Consider the following 17,796-nt stretch of genomic DNA (forward strand, 5'->3'; position numbering starts at 1 on the left):
GTGTCTCTTCCGTGTTCAGCCGCGCGGTGTGGCGAGATCGGCCGCGCAGGGAATGTGCAACTCGCCCACGGTCACGGACCGCGCTGCGTGCACCGCGCGCAGCGTGGCGATCGCGACGGCCTCGGCCGCCATGGTGCTGAGCACCGTCATGCCCGGCGCGCTGCCTTCCAGCGGCACGCGGCCGGTGGCCAGCGCGAACAGCGTGTCGCCGTCGCTCATGGTGTGCACCGGGTTGATGGCGCGCGCCAGACCGTCGTGGGCGACCATGGCGAGCCGGTTGGCCTGCACCTTGGTCAGCACCGCGTCGGTGGCGATCACGCCGATGGTGGTGTTGGTGCCCGCCAGCAGCGGCTTGGGGCTGTCGCCGCGCAGCAGCGCGCGGCGCGTGTCGAGCAGCGCCTTGCCGTCTTCGGTGCGCGCGCCGGCCACGGGCTGGCCGGTGTTGTGGTCGATCACGTCGCCCAGCGAGTTGACCGCGATCAGCGCGCCGACCGTGACGCCGCCGACCGTGACCGACGCGGTGCCGACACCTCCCTTCATCGCTCGGTCCACACCGAAGAGCTTGCCCACCAGCGCGCCGGTGCCCGCGCCCACGTTGCCTTCGGCGGGCGCCGCGGTGCTCGCGGCCTCGCAGGCGGCGTAGCCGGCGGCGGCATCGGGGCGGATGCGCGCATCGCCCATGGGCAGGTCGAACAGCACGGCGGCTGGCACGATGGGCAGGATGCCGAAGCGCACGTCCATGCCGATGTTGCGTTCTTCCATCCATCGCATGGCGCCGTCGGCGGCCGCGAGGCCCCAGGCGCTGCCGCCCGCGAGCATCACCGCGTGCACCTGCTGCACGAGGTTGCCGGGCGCGAGCAGGTCGGTCTCGCGCGTGCCGGGGGCGGCGCCGCGCACGTCCACGCCGGCCACCGCGCCGTCGCGCGCCATGACCACGGTGCAGCCGGTGGGGCGGCGGGTGTCGGAGAAATGGCCGACCTCGATGCCGGCGACGTCGGTGATGGAACCGGCGGATTGGGAGGGAGCAGAAACTGAGGCTGGCATGGCGGCCGATTATGGGACCGCACCCTCTACGATCCTCGTCATGACAGTTGCAAGAAGTTTCTCTCCCGGTGGCGGACGCCGCCATGTGGTGGTGATCGGCGCGGGCGCGGTGGGCAGCGCCACCGCCATCGAGGCGCTGCGCGCGGGCCTGCGCGTGACGGTGCTGGAGCCCGGCGAACCGGGCGGCCCGCAGGCCACGAGCTACGGCAATGCCGGCTGGCTGTCGTCGCACTCCGTGGTGCCGCCTGCGTTGCCGGGCGCCTGGCGCAAGGTGCCGGGCTGGCTGGCCGACCCGCTCGGTCCGCTCGCCCTGCGCTGGCGCTATCTGCCGCGCGCCTTGCCGTGGTTGCTGCGCTACCTGGCTTCGGGCTGGACCGAGGCGCGCGTGCAGCGCACGGCCGACGCGCTGCGCACGCTGCTGGTCGATGCGCCCGCGCTGCACGCGCAACTTGCGGCCGAGGCTGGCGTGCCGCAGCTCATCGAGCGGCGCGGGCTGTTGCATGCCTATCGCTCGCGCGCGGAATTCGATGGCGACGCGCTGGGCTGGCGCGTGCGCCGGCGTGTGGGCATCCAATGGAACGAGTGGAGCGAAGACGAGCTGCGCCGCCGCGAGCCCGATCTGGATGCGCGCTACACGCTCGGCATCTTCGTGCCCGAAGCCGGCCATTGCCGCAATCCGGGCGCCTACGTGGCCGCATTGGCGCGGCATGCGCTCGATGCGGGCGCCGAACGCATCACCGCCCGTGCGACGGGCTTTCTCGTCGATGGCGGGCGGCTGCGCGCAGTGCGCACCGAGGCCGGCGACATCGCCTGCGACGGCGCCGCCATCTGCGCCGGTGCGCGCTCGGGCCCGCTCGCGGCGGCGGCCGGCTCCGCGGTGCCGTTGGAGTCCGAGCGCGGCTACCACGTGGTCATCGAAGACGCTGCGGCCGGCCCGCGCACCCCGACGATGGTGGCCGACGGCAAGCTCATCGCCCACTGGATGGACGGCGGCCTGCGCGCGGCGGGGCAGGTCGAGATTGCCGGCCTCGAAGCGGCGCCCGACTGGCGCCGCGCCGGGATCCTGCACCGGCATCTGCAATCGATGTTTCCCGCGCTCGCTGCAGGTGCATCGCCGGCGAAGCACTGGCTCGGCCATCGCCCGAGCCTGCCCGACGGACTGCCCTGCATCGGCCCGGCCGCCGCCAGCGCCGACATCGTCCTGGCCTTCGGGCATGGCCACGTGGGCCTGTGCGGCTCGGCGCGCACGGGGCGTCTGGCGGCGCAACTGCTCACGGGCGTTGCGGCGGAGATACCGCTGGCCCCGTTCGATCCGGGCCGCTTCAAGCCATAGGGCCAGCCGACATGCCGAGCGCGTCAGTTCGCCGGTGCGATCGACAGCACCGTGAGCGCGCCATCGACCTTGTCGGCCGTGAACTGCACCTTGTCGCCCGGCTTCACCTTCGCGAGCAACGCAGGGTCGCTCACGCGGAAGACCATCGTCATGCCGGTCATTTCGAGGTTGGGAATGTCGCCGTGCTTCAGCGTGATCTTCTTCGCGTCGGTGTCGATCTTGCGGACCTCGCCTTCGACGGACGGCAATGCAGCCTGCGCGAAAGCGGCTGCGGCGAGCAGCGCGGCGGAGAGTGCGGTGAACAGTTTCTTCATGATGAGTTTGCCTTCCTCGGTGGTCGGTTGATTCAGCGATAGCTTTGATAGATGCGCGTGCTGCCATCGGCCAGCACCAGCAGCACGTCGTAGGGATCGCGTTGGTCGCCATAGGCGGGGCCGTCCATGCCCGGCGAGCCGACCGGCATTGCGGGCACGGCGAGGCCGACGGCCTTGGGCTTTTCCTTGAGCAGCCGCTGCACTTCGCGTGCGGGCACGTGGCCTTCGATGGCGTAGCCGCCGACGAGGCCCGTGTGGCACGAGCCCAGCTTGGCAGGCACGCCCAGGCGGGTGCGCGCGGCTGCGTTGCCTTCGTCGTGCACGCGCGTGGCGAAGCCGCTCTTGTTGAGGTGCTTGACCCAGTCCTGGCAGCAGCCGCAGTTCGGGTCTTTCCAGATCTCGACCATCGGTGCTGCGGCCATCGCTGTGAAAGGCAAAGTGGTCGAGGCCAGTGCCAGCAGCAGGTTTCTTCTTTGCATGGGTTCTCCTTCAGGATTTGCCAGCGGCAGCCAGCACGCGGATGCGGCCGGCCATGCCGAGTTCGTAGTGGTCCTTCACGAGGCAGGCGAAGTCGAAGTCGCCGGCGCGGTTGAAGGTCCAGACCATGTCGCCGGTCTTGCCGGCGGGCACGTGCACCATCCACGGGTCGTCGTGTTCCATGTCCGGGAACTTCTTCATCATGGCCGCGTGAGCCTCGATCTCGGCGGTGGTGCCGAGCACGAGTTCATGCAGTTCCTTGCCGCGGTTCTTCAGGCGCAGGCGGATGGTGTCGCCTTCGCGCACTTCGATGACCGAGGGCGTGAAAGTCATGTCGTCGGCCATCGCGATGTCGATGGTTCGCTTCACTGCATTGGCTTTGCCTGCGATGCCCCAGGCCTTCTGCTCGGGCGCGAGCGTGGCAGCGCCTTTGGGCTTGGGGCCGTTGTGGGCCTCGTGGGCCAACGAAGCAGTAGTGGCAGCCGCGAGCACGAGGCCCGCGGCGATGGACTTGATGAGTGTCTTGTTCATGAGTTGAGCTCCAGAGAGGAAAGGGGAAGGAATCAGTGGTTGTGTGCGCCATGCCCGGAGGGCTTGCGCACGGTTGCATCGGGGGTGGCGTTCTTCATCGACGGCGCGGGTGTTTCCTTGCGCGTGGCCGGTGGCGCGTTCGCGTTCGGTACTTCGCGCGCGACGGTGCCGGGCGGGTGCTTGAACCACCCCGGGTCGCGGTAGTCGCCGGGCTTCTGGTCGCGCCGCACCTTCAGCAGCGTGAACATGCCGCCCATCTCGGCCGATCCGAAGGGGCCGGTGCCCGTCATCATCGGCATGGTGTTGTCGGGAATGGGCATCTCCATTTCGCCCATGTCCGCCATGCCCTTGTCTCCCATCACCATGTAGTCGGGCACGAGCTTGCGGATCTTCTCGGCCACGCCCTTGTGGTCCACGCCGATCATGGTCGGCACGTCGTGGCCCATCGGCCCCATCGTGTGGTGCGCCTTGTGGCAGTGCAGCGACCAGTCGCCTTCCTCGTCGGCGATGAATTCCATCTGCCGCATCTGGCCCACCGCGATGTCCACCGACACCTCGGGCCAGCGCGCGGTGCGCGGCACGGGGCCGCCGTCGGTGCCGGTCACCTCGAACTCGTGGCCGTGGATGTGAATGGGGTGGTTGGTCATCGTCAGGTTGCCCACGCGGATGCGCACGCGGTCGCCCTGGCGCACGTTCAGCGTGTCGATGGCCGGGAACACGCGGCTGTTGAAGCTCCAGATGTTGAAGTCGGTCATGGTGTTGACCTTGGGCGTGGCGCTGCCGGGTTCCACGTCGAAGCTGCCGAGCAGGAAGCAGAAGTCGCGCTCGACCTTCTCGATCAGCGGATGCTCGGCCTTCGGGTGCGTGACCCAGAAGCCCATCATCCCCATCGCCATCTGCACCATCTCGTCGGCATGCGGGTGGTACATGAAGGTGCCGGGCCGTCGCGCGGTGAACTCGTAGACGAAGGTCTTGCCCGGCGGAATGTGCGGCTGCGTGATGCCGCCCACGCCGTCCATGCCGTTGGGCAGGCGCTGGCCGTGCCAGTGCACGGTGGTGTGCTCGGGCAGCCGGTTGGTCACGAAGATGCGCACGCGGTCGCCTTCGACCACCTCGATGGTCGGGCCGGGCGACTGGCCGTTGTAGCCCCACATGTTGACCTTGAAGCCGGGCGCCATCTCGCGCACGACGGGTTCGGCGACGAGGTGGAATTCCTTGACGCCGGCGTTCATGCGCCAGGGCAGCGTCCAGCCGTTGAGCGTGACGACGGGGTTGTAGGAGCGGCCGTTCGGCGGCACGAGTGGCGGCGCGGTGGCGGTGGAGCCCCGCGACACCGGTTCGGGCAGCGCGGCCATGGCCACACGGCTTACGGTGGTTGCGGCGACGGCTGTGGCCGCGCCTGCGAAGAAGTTGCGGCGGTTCATGTCAGTGGCCTCCCTTGGCGGGGGCGTCACCGGCCGCAGCGGTCTGCAGCGCCGTCATGCCACCGGGCGAACTCCCCGTGAGCACCAGCTGCAGATCGGTGTCCGCCAGCCAGAAATCGCGCTGCGCCTCGATGCCCGCGTTCACCGCGAGCATGCTGGCGCGTGTCTCGCCGAGCAGTTCCCACACGCTCGCGAGCATGCCGTTGTAGCGCAGCACCATCTCTTCGTTGACCTTCTTGCGCAGCGGCAGCACCTCGTCGCGGTAGCGGCGGGCGAGGGTGTAGGCGGTGTTCCAGCCCTGCCATGCCTCGCGCGCCTCGCTCGCGGCCAGCACGCCCACGTCGCGCACGCGGGCGGCCGACTGCATGTACAGCGCCTCGGCGCGTCCGCTGCGTGCCTGGCCCCAGTCGAAGATCGGAACCGGCAGCTCCAGCTCGAAGCCGCGCTGCGTTCTATGCGAGCGTTCGGCGCCGTTGTCGAACTTGCTGTTGTGCGCAATGCCGAGCTCCATCGCGTTGATCACGCTCGTGGCGCGCGTGAGGCCGAGCGAGCCGGCCACGGCCGTGTTCTGCGCCTGGGCCGAGCGCACGTCGAGCCGATCGCGCAGCGCGAGCGCCTGCACGTCGCCGAGTTCGGGCGCGGCCTTGGGCAGCGGCGGGAGGCGGTCGGGCAGGGTGTACCTGGCGGCGCGGTCGCCGCTCAGTCCGAGCAGCCGGGTGAGCTGTTCGCGCGAGGCGACGGCCGCCTGCTCGGCGCGCGCGAGCTGCGCGGATGCATCGGCCAGCAGCAGCTGCTCGCGCGCGCGCTGCAGCGCGCTCCAGTTGCCGACCTGGGCCATGCGGTGCGCGAGTTCGGCACCGGCTTCGGTGGCCTCCTTCGCGTCGCGCAGGTAGACCACGCTCTGCTGCGCGGCCACCGCGCGCACCCACGCGCGGCGCGTGTCGGCGGCCAGCACCAGCACGCTCTGCGCGGCCTGCAGCTTGGCCGACTCGTGCCGCTGGCCGGCCCAGCGCGCCTGCCACGGCAGAGTGAGCAGGCCCACCACGTTGAAGCTCAGCAGCCGGTCGATCTCGCGTTCGCTGCCCTCGGTCAGGCGGCCGAAGGCGAACACCGGGTTCGGCAGGCTCTGCGCCTGCACGCGGTCGGCATCGCTGAGCTGCAGGGTGGCGAAGGCGTCCTGCACGCGCGGGCTGTTGGCCAGCGCGATGCGCACGGCGGCCTCGGCGTCGAGCGGCCCGGCGAGCAGCTCGTCAATGTGCTTGCGCGAGGCTTCGTCCGGTGCGCGCTGGGCCGTGGCGCCTGCCATCAGCGGGTTGCCGTTGACCAGCGCCTGCACGTCGGCGCTGCCGCCGTCAGGCGAGAGGCTGGCGCAGCCGGCCAGTGCCAACACTGCGGCCAGCACGGCGCTGGTCCTGAGGAATGAAAGCAGGGGCCTGTGGGTGCCCGGCGGACGCAGGCCGATGCGCTTGCGATAGCGATGGATGCCGGCAGGCTGCCGGCGAACAATGGGGTTCACGCTCGATCTCCATGAGCAATACGACGGACGCTGCGAGCCGGAACGGGCTCACTGCGGACGGACTACGGGCAGGGAGATCAGGAAATGGGCGGCTTCAGGCCCTGTGCGGGCTCTGCGCTTGCGAAGCGAGCCGCGTGTGCCGCAGGCGGCGCCTGGGGCGCGCTGTGCACGATGTCGACGAGGGGCATGCCGCCGAGGGCCACCGCGTGGCAGACCTGGCAGGCGGTGCAGGTGCCGCAGCCTTGATGGCCGGTGCCGTCGTTGCTGCTGTGGTTGTCATGTGAACCGGCGTGGTCCGCCATGTCCATCTGCATGTCCATGCTGTTGCCGGCCTCCATCGCCTCGTGGCAGTGGGCTTCGGTGGCTGCAGTCGCCGTGGACACGGCCGCCTCTGCCGCCGGCAGCGAATGCCGCACCATCTCGATCGCCATGGCATCGCCGAGCCAGCCGCGGATGGGCAGCAGGGCGATCATGAGGGCGAGCAGCAGGGTGCGCATGGGCGGGATGATAAACCTGCGCTCTTAAGACACCAGCTGGCCTCGGGCCTTGTCCACCCATACCTGCAGGTTGTCGAGCAGGTCTTTCTGGCTGAATGAGCAGCTTTCCTCGCTGAAGAGCGCGCTCGACTCCAGCCGGTCGAGCAGGCTCAGCAGCACCTCGCCGTAGCGCGGTGGCAGGGCGCCGAGCAGCTCGGTGCTGGTGCGGGCTTCGTTCGACAGCGTGGTGACGGATCCGCCGCCATCGGTGCGCAGGGCCGCGATGCGCGCGGCGATGGCGTCGAGTTGCTGTGCGGCGCTCATTGCTTGTTCTTTCCGGGCGGCGGCAGCGACAGCCCGCGCTCGCGCATCAGATCGCGCAGGATGTCGGGGTAGTCCGTGATGATCCCGTCCGCGCCCCAGTCCATCAGCCGCTGCATGTCGGCGCGCTGGTTAACGGTCCAGGGCAGCACCTTCAGGCCGAGCTTCTGAGCTTCCTTGATGACGGTGGGAGTCAGGTCGGCGAAGGCCGGCGACCAGATCACCGGGCCCGGTGCGTTGGCCGATGCGGCCCTGACCATCTGCGGCACCGAGACGAAGCCCGCCGCGTCGATCCCGGCCGTCCAGCGGTTGTCCTTCAGCGTGCGGGGCGTCGTCAGGTAGGCGCGGGGCAATTGCGGCGCGAGCTTGCTGACCAGCGCCAGCGTGCGCCAGTCGAAGCTCTGGATCGTCACGCGGCCTGCCATCTTCGCCTTGTCGATCTCGGCGAGCAGCGCGCGCACCATCGGCTCGGGCGCGGCGGTTTCCTCCGGCCTGGTCGGATCGATCTTGGTCTCGATGTTGAAGCGCACCGTTGCCGCGTCGGCGCCGCGCGCCTGCACCTGCGCGAACAGCGCGGCCAGCGTCGGGATGCGCTCGCCGTCGCGCGGCTGCTGCAGCGCGAACTGCTTGCCGTAGTTGCTCGCCGGATTGAGGCGGCCCACGTCGTAAGTCTGCAGCTGCGCCAGCGTGAGCGAGCGGATCGACGCGCCGCTGTTCGGTGCCAGCCAGGCGCCGCTGGCGTCGCGCGTGTGGTCGGGGTTGAGCGAGGTGTCGTGCGAGATCACGACCACGCCATCGACCGTGAGCCCGATGTCGAGTTCGAGCGTGGTCACGCCCAGGTCGATGGCGTTGGAGAACGCGGCCAGCGTGTTCTCGGGTGCCAGCCCGCGTCCGCCGCGGTGGGCTTCGAGGTCGAAGTGCTGCTTGGCCGTGGGTGCGATGGCGGCGCAGCCGGCGACGAGCAGGGCGGAGGCGAGGAGGACGTATTTCATTTGAGCTGCACTTTGATGCCGTCGTCTTGCACAGTGATGTCGCCGATCTCGTAGGTCTTGCGCCCGACCGTCAGTTCGTTGGCCGTGAAGCTGCGCAGCACCTGGCCCTGCAGCAGCTCCTGCGCGACCAGGGCGCCGATTTTTTGCAGCCGCTCGGCATCGCGGCCTTCGATACCCTGCAGTTCGATGCGCTCGGCCTTGGGCTGGTCGAGCCGCAGCGCGCGCGCGGCTGCGTCGTACTTCAGTGCGCTGCTGACCGACACCACGCCCTGCACCGGCGACGCCGCCAGCAGCGGGCTCGCGATGGTCAGCGTGGCCGTGATGGCTGCGCGGTTGGCCTGCGCGTCGAGGCCCAGCTGAGGATCGCGCAGCCCGACCATGAAGATCTCGGCATAGCGCTCGGCCACCGGAAAACGCTTGGCGATCTGCATCTGCAGCTCGTCGCGGGTGGCGGTGTATTCGCTCGTGAAGAAATTGAAGCCGGCCAGCGCCGCGAAGGGCGCATGCAGGGCCGCGGCGCCCAGCAGCGCGCGCAGCACCCGGCGGCGGGAGGTGGGAAACGGGGTGCGGAGGTTCATGGGGGCTCCGAGCTTGCCACAGGCGGGAACGTTCCCGCCAGTGCGATGGATCAGCGCACCCAGGCCAGAATCAATCGTGCAGCGAAGAAAGAAACTGCTTCAGCTCCGCCGTCTGCGGATTCCCGAACAGCTCCGCCGGCGGCCCCATCTCGTGCACACGTCCCTGGTGCATGAAGATCACGCGGTCGCTGACCTTGCGCGCGAAGCTCATTTCGTGCGTCACCATCAGCAGCGTCATTCCCTCGTCGGCCAGCGACTCCACCACGCGCAGCACCTCGCCCACCAGTTCGGGGTCGAGCGCCGAGGTGATCTCGTCGCACAGCAGCACGGCCGGTTCCATTGCCAGTGCGCGCGCGATGGCCACGCGCTGCTGCTGGCCGCCCGAAAGCTGGTCGGGCATGGCGTCGAACTTCTCGGCCAGGCCCACGCGGTCGAGCAGCTTGCGCGCCTGGGAGGCCGCCTCCATGCTGCCGCGCTTCTTCACCAGCGTGGGCGCGAGCATCACGTTCTTGCCGACCGTGAGGTGCGGAAACAGGTTGAAGCTCTGGAAGATCATGCCCACGCGCTGGCGCAGCTCGCGCATGGCCATGGTGCTTTCGTGCAGCAGCGGCTTGCCGTCGACGGTGAGCGAGCCTTCCTGGAACACCTCGAGCCCGTTGATGCAGCGCAGCAGCGTGCTCTTGCCCGAGCCGCTCTTGCCGATGATGGCGATCACCTCGCCGCGCTTCACGTCGAGGTCGATGCCCTTCAGCACTTCGTTGGTGCCGTAGGACTTGCGCAGCGCGGTGATGCGCACGATGGGGGCGCCCACCGAGGTGGCGGGTTGCTGTTGTTGCGGTTCAAGCACGGCGGCCATGGGTCTTCCTCTCGAGGTTCTTGGCGTACAGGCTCACGGGGAAGCACAGCACGAAATAAAGCAGGGCCACGCAGCTGAACACCACGAAGGGCTTGAAGGTGGCGTTCGAAATCATGCTGCCGGCCTTGGTGAGTTCGACGAAACCGATCACCGAGGCGAGCGCCGTGCCCTTGATCACCTGCACCAGGAAGCCCACCGTCGGCGCGACCGCGATCTTCACGGCCTGCGGCAGGATCACATGGCGCATCTGTTCGGCGAAGCTCAGGGCCAGGCTGCCCGAGGCCTCCCACTGGCCCTTCGGGATCGAGGCCACGCAGCCGCGCCAGATCTCGGTGAGAAAGGCGCTGGTGTAGAGCGTGAGCGCCACGCTGGCCGCGGTCCACGCCGACACGTCGACGCCGAACAGCGCGATGCCGAAGTAGGCGAGGAACAGCTGCATCAGCAGCGGCGTGCCCTGGAACAGCTGCACATAGAGGCCGACGGCGCGGTTCATGGCGCTGCCGCCGCGCAGGCGCAGGAACAGCAGCAAGGCGCCGACCAGCCCGCCGCCGATGAAGGCGATGAGCGACAGCACGACAGTCCAGCGCAGCGCCATCAGCAGGTTGCGCAGGATGTCCCAGAGGGAAAAATCGACCATGGTGTGTGTGGCTTTCCCGCGTTCAGCGGCCGAAGAAGAATTTCGGCCCGGCCCAGTTGAGCAGCCGCCGCAGCGCGACCGCCAGGGCCAGGTAGATCAGCGTGGCAACGATGAAGGCCTCGAAGGCGCGGAAGTTGCGGCTCTGGATGAGGTTGGCCGCATAGCTCAGCTCCTCGGTGGAGATCTGCCCGCACACGGCCGAGCCCAGCATCACGATGATGATCTGGCTCACCATGGCGGGCCACACCTTCTTGAGTGCCGGCGGCAGCACCACGCGGGTGAACACCTGCGCCTTGCTGAGTGCCAGGCTCACGGCCGCTTCGATCTGCCCCTTGGGCGTGGCCTCGATGCCGGCGCGGATGATCTCGGTGGAGTAGGCCCCGAGGTTCATCACCATCGCGATGATCGACGCTGTCTCCGGCGTGAGCTTGACGCCCGCCGCGGGCAGCCCGAAGAAGATGAAGAACAGCTGCACGATGAAGGGCGTGTTGCGGATCAGCTCCACGTAGGTGCCCACGATGGCGCGCAGCCATGCAGGGCCATTGGCACGCGCCCACGCGCAGAAGGTGCCCACGATCATGCCCAGCACGGTGCCCACGGCGGTGAGGCCGATGGTCCACGCCACCCCGCGAAGCAGCAGCGGCCACTCGGAGAGCACCGCGCCGAAATCAAACTCGATGTTCATAAGTCAGTCTGTTCGTGAAACGCCGCGGAACCGGCTTTGCCGGGCCGCAGGCGTTGCCCCCGGCGAGGGGGTGTGCGCAGCGACACGAAGTGCGCGAAGCATGGGGGAGCGCTTGTTCAGACCGGCAGGTCGCCGGCGGCCTTGCCGAGCCACTTCTTCGACATGGCGTCCAGCGTGCCGTCCTTCTTGGCGGCGGCAATGATCTCATTGACCTTGGTCTTCAATGCGGTTTCGCCCTTGGCAACGCCGACGAAGCAGGGGCTGTCTTTCAGCAGCAGCTTGAACTCGGCGCTCACCTTCGGATTCTTGGCGAGCATGTCGCCGGCGACCGCCGCGCTGGTCGCGATGGTTTGCGTCTGGCCGGCCACGAAGGCCGCGATCGTCGCGTTGTTGTCTTCGAAGCGGCGGTAGTCGACGTTCGGGGGAGCCACCTTGTTCAGTTCCTGGTCTTCCATTGCGCCGCGCGTCACGGCGACGGTCTTGCCGGCCATGTCGGCGAAGCTCGTGAGCTTCATGCTCTTGGCCGCATACACGGCCTGGAAGAAGGGCGCGTAGGCCGAGGTGAAGTCGATCACCTTCTCGCGCTCGGCGTTCTTGCCGAGCGTGGAGATCACGAGGTCGGCCTTGCGGGTCTGCAGGTACGGAATGCGGTTGGCGCTGGTCACGGGCACCAGCTCGACCTTGACGCCCAGCTTGGCGGCGATCAGCTCGGCCATCTCGATGTCCAGGCCCTGGGGCTTCATGTTCCTGTCGACCGAGCCGTAGGGCGGGTAGTCGGTCGGCACGGCGATCTTGATGGTCTTGGCCTTGAGCACGTTGTCGAGTGCGTTCTGGGCCTGGGCGGCGCCCGTGGCGGCCATCATGGCGAGCGAAGCCAGTGCGAGCGCGAAGCGGCGTTTGGACGGAGAAGAGAAGGTCATAGCAAGGCTCCTAGGTAAGTCGAAGAATCGGAAGCGGGGGATGCGGCCGCCTTGCGGCGCTTGCCCTTGGGCGCCGCTGCGGCAGCGGTGTTCGTGTTCTGCAGCGGCGCCAGCGCATCGCGCAGCTGGGCGAGCGGATCGGCGGGCGCCTGCACGCGCAACGCCGACTGCACCGTGCCGATGTGCGCGGCCATCAGCGCCTCGGCGGCGGCGTGGTCGCCGCGCTCCAGCGCCGCGACGATCTGCACGTGGTCTTCGCACGACTGCACCGCGTCGTGCGTGGACTGGTAGAGCATGGCGATCAGCGTGGTGCGCGCGGTGTAGTCGCGCAGCGTATCGGCCAGCAGCGTGTTGCCCAGGCATTCGGCTAGGCATACATGGAAGTCGCCCAGCAGAAAGCTGCGGTTGCCGACGTCGCTCTCTTTCAGTGCGGCTTTTTCACGCTGAAGGTGCGCCTTCAGCTCGCGCAGGGCGGCCTTGTCGATCTTGCCGGCGCTGCCCGCGCTGCGGATCAGCCCCAGTTCGATGACGCGCCGCGCCTCGAAGGCCTCGCGCGCCTCGTCCTGCGAGGGCTCGATGACGAACCAGCCGCGCCGTGCGCTCACCGTGACGATGCCGCGAGCCGCCAGCCGCGTGAGCGCCTCTCGCACGATGGTGCGGCTGCAGTCGAACAGCATCGCCAGCTGCTGCTCGCCCAGGCGCGAACCCGGCGCGAGCTTCTGCGCCATCACCGCTTCGATGATGCGTGCACTGATTTGGGATGCGGAGGTGGCCATGGCCTGCATACCAGCAGCTTCTGTGCCAACTGGTATGCAAGATATGTGCACCGAAATGGAACATGGCCCCACCCTGGGGCCTCGGGGCGGGCGCGTTGCTCAGTGCCTGGTGCGGCCCAGTGCGCTGGCCGGAAGTGCCACAAGCATGAGCAATGCCGACAGCACCAGCGCCCCGCTCAGCACATACAGGCTGGCGGTGAACCCGCCCGTCAGCGTCTTGAGCGCGCCGACCATCATCGGCGCCACCAGCCCCGCGCTGCCGCCGATGGTGCTGATGAGCGCGATGCCCGCGGCCGCGGCGCTCTTCGACATGAAATTGCCGGGCACCGACCAGAGCACGGTGAACGCGGCGGAAATGCCCATGGCCGCCAGTGCGAGGCACAGCACGGCGGCGAAGGCGTTGTGCATGAACAGCGTGGTCAGCGCCAGCCCGGCCGCGCCCACCACCGCGCTCAGCGCGAAATGCCAGCGGCGCTCCTTGTGCCGGTCCGAATGCCGCCCGACGACGATGTTGGCCGCGATGCCCGCCACCGCCGGAACGACCGAATAGAAGCCGATCTGCAGCACGCTGAGCCCCATCGACTTCAGGATCGTGGGCTGCCAGAACGACAGCGCATAGATGCCGAGGATGATCAGGAACGACATGAAGCCGATCAGCCACACCCGGGCGTCGAGCATCGCCGCGCCGAAGGTGTGGCGCCCGGTGGCGCCATTGGCGGCCTGGTCTTCGGCCAGCAGGCGCGCCACGCGCTGGTTCTGCGCTGGCGACAGCCAGGCCGCCTGCGACGGGCTGTTCGACAGCCAGCGGAAAGCCGCCACGCCGAGCAGCACGCTCGGAATCCCTTCGAGCAGGAACAGCCACTGCCAGCCGCGCAGCGACAGCACGCCGTCGAGATACGTCATCGTGAGCCCTGCGATGGGCCCCGCCACGATGGGCGCGGCGCCGAAGGCCATGAAGAACAGCGCGGTGGCCTGCGCGCGGCGGTGCGAGGGGAACCACAGCGTCAGGTAGAACAGCACCCCCGGCGCGAAGCCGGCCTCGAACACGCCGATGAAAAAGCGCAGCACATAGAAGTGCGTGGGCGTGGTCGCGAACATCATCGCCGCCGACGCCAGCCCCCACAGGCCCATGATGCGCAGCAGGGTCGCGCGCACACCGATCTTCGCGAGCATCAGGTTGCTCGGAATCTCGAACACCGCATAGCCGATGAAGAAGATGCCCGCGCCCAGGCCGAACACCGCGTCGCCGAAGCCGAGCTGGTCCTTCATCTGCAGCTGCGCGTAGCCCACGTTGGTGCGGTCGAGGTAGTTCAGCACGTAGCAGGCGCACAGCAGCGGCATCAGGCGCCAGGTGATCCTGCGGAAGAGCGCGGCGTCGTCGCGCGCGGCGGTATCTGCTGCCGGGGTGCGCGCATCCGCTGCGTCGAGGGTGGCGGTGTTCATCGTGTGTCTCCTTCTGTTGTTCCTGCCCGAGATGCTTCAGGCGACCGTGGGCGTGCCGAAGCTCGTCTCGCCCCACAGGTGGCTGGCCGGCGCACCCGGAAACAGCCAGTGCGGCGAGCATTCGGCCGACGGCACCACGTTGCTGAACCCGTGCGAGGACGAGGTGCCGGCGAGGGTCTTCTCCAGCACCATCGACAGGTACTGGTCGTTGCTGCCCTCCTGCGTGTTGCCGTTGAGGATCACCTCCGCGCCCGTGGCCTGCGCGTAGCGGCGGATGCCGTTGTGCCGCGACTGCAAAGGCGCCCAGCTGTCGGCTGCCACGCCGTTCTCGCTGCTCACGCGCAGGCCGTCGCCGGTGCGGTAGACCAGCGAATGGTTGCCCTCGGTGTGGCCCGGCGTGTGCACCAGAGCGAGCCCGCGGCCCAGCTGGATGCTGCCGTCGAAGGCGACGATGCGTTCGGCCGGCACGCCGTCGAGGCCGCGCGGGCAGTACCACTCGGCCTGTATCGGCAGCAGGCCCCGCACGTTCTCGAGCTCCTGGCGGTGCACCAGCAGCCTTGCGTTCGGCAGCAGGCCCGGCGTGCCGGCGTTGCCGAGCCAGCGGCGCACGTCCTGCGTGTGCAGGTGGTCGTAGGTGATGTAGTCGACTTGCTCCGGCGCGATGCCGCAGCTCGCCAGCGCCTGCGGCACGGTCTGGTAGACCGGCGCGATCGCCTTGTGCAGGAACTTCGGCGTCTGCTCGCTCAGGCGCTTGAAGTAGGGCGTTTCGTTGCCGGCCTCGAAGTCGGCCGGCGTGAACAGCAGCGTGCGCAGGCGGCCCTCGAAGTCGTCGTACTGGATCAGCACGCTGCGCGCCAGCAGGTGGACCATGTGCGGCTTGAGCAGTTGCTGCGAGTACACGCCGGTAAAGGCGAACCACGCGGGGTACGGAATGCGCAGCAGGTTGAAGCTGCGCGCAAAGCGCACCGGCGGCGCGTCGAGCAGCCGCTCGCGCAGGCCTTCGGCCCCATGGCGGATGGCGCGCAGGCGATCCTGCGGCATGGCGGCGTTGCGTGTGCCGTCGAATTCCGGCAGCTGTGCGAAGCCGGTGGGCTCGGGGTCTCGGATCATGGTCGTCTCCTGGAAATGAATGCTTGCTTTTCGATTCGTCGTGCGTTGTTCGGGGGAGCGGTTGAACTGCCGGCATGAGCAGAGCGCTCATCGTGCGCAGGGCGCCGGGTGCTCCCCGCAGCGAAATAAAGGAGGAGGCCGCAGGCCGGGGGACATTCGCGCAGGGGAGTACCCGGTGGCCTGTGCACACGCCCCGAATGCCCCTTCAGTACATCGACCGCCCGCCCGAGATGTCGAACACCGCGCCAGTGCTGAACGAACATTCATCCGATGCAAGCCACGCAGCCATCGCAGCCACTTCATCGACCTCGACAAAGCGCCCCATCGGCACGCGCGACAGCAGCGCAGTCCGCAGCTGTTCGCGGTGCTCCACAGGCACGGCCGCGAACACCTCGGTGTCGGCCGCAGACGGCGTGATGCAGTTCACCAGCACGCCCGAAGAAGCCAGCTCCTTGCCCAGCGACTTGGTCAGCGCGATGAGCCCCGCCTTCGACGCCGAGTACGCGGCATTGAATCCGTTGCCCTCCTTGCCGGCGACCGAGGCGATGTTGACGATGCGCCCGCGCCGCTGCGCGAGCATCACCGGCGCCACCGCGCGGCAGCACAGCCACGCGCCCGTCAGGTTGATGTCGAGCACGTTGCGCCACTGTGCGGGCGTGTGCTCCCAGGCCGGCACGGTCGGGCCGAGCACGCCCGCGTTGTTGACGAGGATGTCGATGCCGCCGAAGCGCTCCTGCGACTGCGAGGCCGCGCGAGCAATCTGGTCTTCGTCGCGCACATCGACGACCGCCGAGGTCGCGGTGCCGAGCGGTGCGAGCGTTTGCAGCGCATTCGCCAGCACGGCCGCATCGAGGTCCCACAGCGCGACGCTGGCGCCGGCCGCGAGGTAGCGCTGCGCAATCGCCCGGCCGATGCCGCGCGCGCCACCCGTCACGACGGCGTGGCGGCCCGCGAGCGCATCGTTGCGCGGCGCAGTCATGCGGCTGCCGCTTCTTGCGGGCGTGCGGCTGCGGGCTGGCCCAACAGTGCGCCCATCAGCGCGGCCACATGCTCCGCGGGCACGCCCGCCAGCAGTTGCCGCAGCATCGTCAGCGTGTCGAAGTACACGCGCTCGCACACCAGCCGGTCGCCTTCGAAGATGAAGAAGGCATTCATGCGGCAGCGAAAGCTGTTGCCCGTCGGGGGCAGGCCCTTGAGCGGACCGCGATGCGTGCCCAGCAGCCAGAACTCGACGACCACCGAATCGTCGGCGTGCCGCAGCTGGATGATCTCGTGGCGCTGGTCGGGAAAGGCACGGCGCGTGTCGGTGTAGTACTGGCGCACGTCGGCAATGCCGTCGTGCACCTCGCCGCTCGGGATCAGCTCGTAGTGCGGGTGCGGGAAGGTGCCGAGCACGGCGTCGAAGTCCTGCCGGGTTTCGTCGGCGAAGTGATCGAGCACGAGGCGCTCGCGGCGGGCTTGAAGTTCGGTGCGTTGTGTGTTCATCAGGGGTGTGCTCCATGTGACAGGGACGACAGGTGACATCGGGTTGCTGCGAATGCGCCGGCCCGGGCTCGCTGCGTACTATCGGCACGCCCTTGAAACAAGACTGTCCGGTGTTGGCAATCGCCGCTACGGACAAACCCGCGATGCCACGCACGCCCCCTTCATCTCCCGACACGGCGCCGGACGCACAGCCATCGCCGGTGCACAACGGCGACATGCGGCTGGCCGAAGACGTGCAGCGGCGCCTGCTCGAAGTGGCGCACCGGCGCACGCTGGCGCGCGGCGAGTCGCTCTTTCACAAGGGCTCGTCGCCCGATGCGCTCTTCGGCGTGGTTTCAGGCTCGCTGCGCGTGAGCGTGGTGGCGCCGGGCGGGCGCGAGGCCGTCATCGCGATGCTCGAACCCGGCCACTGGTTCGGCGAGGTCTCTTTGCTCGTGGGACGCGAGCGCGTCTACGACACCTGCGCGGTCGACACCACCGAGATGGCGGTGGTCGCGGCGGCCGATTTCCACCGGCTGGTGGCCGAACATCCCGACGTGCACATGGCCTTCACCCGGCTGGTGTGCCTGCGGCTGCGCCAGGCGCTGGCGTGGATCGACGACGTGATCCTGATGCCGCTGCCGGTGCGGCTCGCGCATCGCCTGCTCACGCTGGACGCACGCGCCGAGGGCACGGGCGAGGGCGGCGGCACGATGCTGGGCGTGTCGCAGGAAGACCTGTCGTTCATGCTCGGCGTGTCACGCCAGAGCGTGAACCGGCAGCTGAAGCTGTGGGAGGAAGATGGCACGCTGCGCGTGCGCTACCGCGGCATCGAGCTGCTCAGCCGCGCGCAGCTGGAGCGGCACGCGGCCACGCCGAGCTGAACGCGCCGGCGGGCT

At 68.8% G+C, this 17,796-nt stretch carries 21 protein-coding genes; 2 read left to right on the forward strand and 19 right to left on the reverse strand.

Annotated elements, in window-relative coordinates; translation table 11 throughout:
- Nucleotides 1–15: 15 nt before the first annotated feature.
- Nucleotides 16–1,044, reverse strand: a complete 1,029-nt coding sequence (locus tag ACCD11_RS12635; protein WP_007829542.1) for a P1 family peptidase — start codon at nt 1,042–1,044, stop codon at nt 16–18.
- A gap of 40 nt (nt 1,045–1,084) precedes the next feature.
- Between ACCD11_RS12635 and ACCD11_RS12640 the strand changes: the two genes are divergently transcribed.
- On the forward strand, nt 1,085–2,377 hold the full coding sequence (locus tag ACCD11_RS12640) for an NAD(P)/FAD-dependent oxidoreductase (protein WP_413314107.1): 1,293 nt from the start codon (nt 1,085–1,087) through the stop codon (nt 2,375–2,377).
- Nucleotides 2,378–2,400: 23 nt separating this feature from the next.
- Here the strand turns inward: ACCD11_RS12640 and ACCD11_RS12645 are convergent, their stop codons facing one another.
- The 18 genes from ACCD11_RS12645 to ACCD11_RS12730 form a co-directional block, all read right to left on the reverse strand.
- Nucleotides 2,401–2,691, reverse strand: coding sequence for a copper-binding protein (locus ACCD11_RS12645; RefSeq protein WP_413314108.1), 291 nt, complete (start codon nt 2,689–2,691; stop codon nt 2,401–2,403).
- A 32-nt stretch (nt 2,692–2,723) separates the two neighbouring features.
- On the reverse strand, nt 2,724–3,170 hold the full coding sequence (locus ACCD11_RS12650; protein ID WP_007829563.1) for a DUF411 domain-containing protein: 447 nt from the start codon (nt 3,168–3,170) through the stop codon (nt 2,724–2,726).
- Between the two features lie 10 nt (nt 3,171–3,180).
- Nucleotides 3,181–3,699 carry a plastocyanin/azurin family copper-binding protein gene (locus ACCD11_RS12655; RefSeq protein ID WP_007829565.1) on the reverse strand — a complete coding sequence of 173 codons (519 nt, stop codon included), beginning with the start codon at nt 3,697–3,699 and terminating at the stop codon, nt 3,181–3,183.
- A gap of 32 nt (nt 3,700–3,731) precedes the next feature.
- Complete coding sequence (locus ACCD11_RS12660; protein ID WP_413314109.1) at nt 3,732–5,123, reverse strand: multicopper oxidase family protein; 1,392 nt, start codon at nt 5,121–5,123, stop codon at nt 3,732–3,734.
- Between the two features lies 1 nt (nt 5,124).
- Nucleotides 5,125–6,639 (reverse strand): TolC family protein, encoded by a 1,515-nt coding sequence (locus ACCD11_RS12665; protein WP_413314110.1) that lies wholly within the window; start codon nt 6,637–6,639, stop codon nt 5,125–5,127.
- 77 nt (nt 6,640–6,716) lie between these two features.
- Nucleotides 6,717–7,136 (reverse strand): hypothetical protein, encoded by a 420-nt coding sequence (locus tag ACCD11_RS12670; RefSeq protein WP_413314111.1) that lies wholly within the window; start codon nt 7,134–7,136, stop codon nt 6,717–6,719.
- A gap of 24 nt (nt 7,137–7,160) precedes the next feature.
- Nucleotides 7,161–7,439: a hypothetical protein gene (locus tag ACCD11_RS12675; protein WP_007829571.1), complete on the reverse strand. Its 279-nt coding sequence runs from the start codon at nt 7,437–7,439 to the stop codon at nt 7,161–7,163.
- Nucleotides 7,436–8,428, reverse strand: coding sequence for a glycerophosphodiester phosphodiesterase (locus ACCD11_RS12680; protein ID WP_413314112.1), 993 nt, complete (start codon nt 8,426–8,428; stop codon nt 7,436–7,438). The genes ACCD11_RS12675 and ACCD11_RS12680 overlap by 4 nt, the downstream gene beginning before the upstream one ends.
- Nucleotides 8,425–9,006, reverse strand: coding sequence for a DUF1439 domain-containing protein (locus tag ACCD11_RS12685; protein ID WP_007829573.1), 582 nt, complete (start codon nt 9,004–9,006; stop codon nt 8,425–8,427). Before ACCD11_RS12685 ends, ACCD11_RS12680 begins: the two co-directional genes overlap by 4 nt.
- Nucleotides 9,007–9,076: 70 nt before the next feature.
- Nucleotides 9,077–9,862 (reverse strand): amino acid ABC transporter ATP-binding protein, encoded by a 786-nt coding sequence (locus tag ACCD11_RS12690; RefSeq protein ID WP_007829574.1) that lies wholly within the window; start codon nt 9,860–9,862, stop codon nt 9,077–9,079.
- Nucleotides 9,846–10,499 carry an amino acid ABC transporter permease gene (locus ACCD11_RS12695; RefSeq protein ID WP_007829575.1) on the reverse strand — a complete coding sequence of 218 codons (654 nt, stop codon included), beginning with the start codon at nt 10,497–10,499 and terminating at the stop codon, nt 9,846–9,848. Before ACCD11_RS12695 ends, ACCD11_RS12690 begins: the two co-directional genes overlap by 17 nt.
- A gap of 22 nt (nt 10,500–10,521) precedes the next feature.
- Nucleotides 10,522–11,184: an amino acid ABC transporter permease gene (locus ACCD11_RS12700; RefSeq protein ID WP_007829576.1), complete on the reverse strand. Its 663-nt coding sequence runs from the start codon at nt 11,182–11,184 to the stop codon at nt 10,522–10,524.
- A gap of 116 nt (nt 11,185–11,300) precedes the next feature.
- Nucleotides 11,301–12,104 carry a transporter substrate-binding domain-containing protein gene (locus tag ACCD11_RS12705; protein ID WP_413314113.1) on the reverse strand — a complete coding sequence of 268 codons (804 nt, stop codon included), beginning with the start codon at nt 12,102–12,104 and terminating at the stop codon, nt 11,301–11,303.
- A complete protein-coding gene (locus ACCD11_RS12710) occupies nt 12,101–12,880 on the reverse strand; it encodes a GntR family transcriptional regulator (protein WP_413314114.1) in 780 nt (259 codons plus the stop codon). Before ACCD11_RS12710 ends, ACCD11_RS12705 begins: the two co-directional genes overlap by 4 nt.
- A 99-nt stretch (nt 12,881–12,979) precedes the next feature.
- Complete coding sequence (locus tag ACCD11_RS12715) at nt 12,980–14,323, reverse strand: MFS transporter (RefSeq protein WP_413314115.1); 1,344 nt, start codon at nt 14,321–14,323, stop codon at nt 12,980–12,982.
- Nucleotides 14,324–14,359: 36 nt separating this feature from the next.
- On the reverse strand, nt 14,360–15,433 hold the full coding sequence (locus tag ACCD11_RS12720; RefSeq protein ID WP_413314116.1) for a hypothetical protein: 1,074 nt from the start codon (nt 15,431–15,433) through the stop codon (nt 14,360–14,362).
- A 205-nt stretch (nt 15,434–15,638) separates the two neighbouring features.
- A complete protein-coding gene (locus tag ACCD11_RS12725; protein WP_413314118.1) occupies nt 15,639–16,412 on the reverse strand; it encodes an SDR family NAD(P)-dependent oxidoreductase in 774 nt (257 codons plus the stop codon).
- Nucleotides 16,409–16,918 carry an ester cyclase gene (locus ACCD11_RS12730; protein WP_007833966.1) on the reverse strand — a complete coding sequence of 170 codons (510 nt, stop codon included), beginning with the start codon at nt 16,916–16,918 and terminating at the stop codon, nt 16,409–16,411. Before ACCD11_RS12730 ends, ACCD11_RS12725 begins: the two co-directional genes overlap by 4 nt.
- Nucleotides 16,919–17,061: 143 nt before the next feature.
- On the opposite strand from ACCD11_RS12730, the gene ACCD11_RS12735 reads away from it, so the two are divergent.
- The gene (locus ACCD11_RS12735; protein ID WP_413314120.1) at nt 17,062–17,781 is read left to right on the forward strand and encodes a Crp/Fnr family transcriptional regulator; all 720 of its coding nucleotides are present in this window, start codon (nt 17,062–17,064) and stop codon (nt 17,779–17,781) included.
- Nucleotides 17,782–17,796 lie beyond the last annotated feature (15 nt).

The sequence above is a fragment of the Variovorax sp. Varisp36 genome, assembly GCF_047304235.1.
Lineage (GTDB): Bacteria > Pseudomonadota > Gammaproteobacteria > Burkholderiales > Burkholderiaceae_C > Variovorax.